The organism is Acinetobacter sp. YH12251, assembly GCF_013417465.1.
Taxonomy (GTDB): domain Bacteria; phylum Pseudomonadota; class Gammaproteobacteria; order Pseudomonadales; family Moraxellaceae; genus Acinetobacter; species Acinetobacter amyesii.
This window is the reverse complement of sequence record NZ_VPDZ01000057.1, coordinates 1-1,180: the sequence shown is the minus strand read 5'-3', so window position 1 is coordinate 1,180 and position 1,180 is coordinate 1. Positions and strand designations below refer to the sequence as shown.

Sequence of the window (1,180 nt, the reverse complement as noted above, 5' to 3'; positions counted from 1 at the left end):
CTCTGTACACGACAAAAATAGATAACTCATTGAAATAATGTCACAATAATTGTTTTCTAACGACGAATACTATGACACATCTCAATGAGTTATATCTTATCTTAAACAAATCTCTAAAATGGAACAAGTCACATTTAAAGTGCTTTGCGCTCATCATGCTTGTGATTATTTTAAAGCAAACATGTAATCTTTCTTCTGCATCTAAAGCCTTGCCCATCAAGTGTTTACCACAATCATTTTATCGACGTATGCAGCGCTTCTTTGCAGGTCAGTATTTTGATTATCGTCAAATTTCTCAGTTGATTTTCAATATGTTTTCATTCGACCAAGTGCAACTGACTTTAGATAGAACCAATTGGAAATGGGGAAAACGAAATATTAATATCCTGATGCTCGCAATCGTTTATCGTGGAATAGCGATACCTATCCTTTGGACATTGCTTAATAAACGTGGAAATTCAGATACGAAAGAGCGTATTGCTTTGATTCAACGCTTTATAGCCATTTTTGGTAAAGACCGTATTGTGAATGTGTTCGCAGACAGAGAGTTTATCGGTGAGCAGTGGTTTACATGGTTAATTGAACAAGACATCAACTTCTGCATTCGTGTTAAAAAAACTTCATTGTCACCAATCATTTAGGAAAGAATCATAAAATTAGTGATTTATTTCGCCATCTTAAAGTTGGTCAAATTGAATGTCGTAAACGACGGATTTTGGTTGGTCGGGTGAAACTATATATAAGTGCACTACAGTTAGAAAATGGAGAGCTTTTACTCGTCGTTTCTCCTCAGTTTAATGCCAATGCTATTCAGGATTATGCATTACGCTGGGAAATTGAAACCTTATTCAGTTGTCTCAAAGGACGCGGGTTTAATCTTGAAAATACGCGCTTGACAGACCCTAGACGAGTGAAAAAATTGATTGCGGTGTTAGCTATAAGCTTCTGTTGGTGTTACTTAACGGGTGAATGGCAACATAATCAAAAAAAAGCGATAAAAATAAAGAAGCATGGACGACTCTCAATGAGTTTATTTCGCTATGGTTTAGACTATGTTCAAATGGCGATTCAGCGTTTAATTGGTTTTGGGAAAAAAGAAGAGTTTAAGGAAATTTTGGCAATTTTAAGAAAGCAGAATCCTGATAGGATAAGGGTTCTGTGAAATTTGTCGTGTACAGAG

1 protein-coding gene is annotated in these 1,180 nt (G+C 35.8%); it reads left to right on the top strand.

Annotated elements, in window-relative coordinates; translation table 11 throughout:
• The first annotated feature begins 71 nt into the window (after nucleotides 1–71).
• Nucleotides 72–1,162, top strand: a protein-coding gene (locus FTV27_RS17045) for an IS4-like element ISAba1 family transposase (protein WP_085940648.1) whose coding sequence is annotated in 2 segments (ribosomal slippage) — nucleotides 72–612 and nucleotides 612–1,162 — 1,092 coding nt in all. Because the reading frame shifts where the segments join, the coding sequence is not laid out codon by codon here.
• Nucleotides 1,163–1,180: the final 18 nt, after the last annotated feature.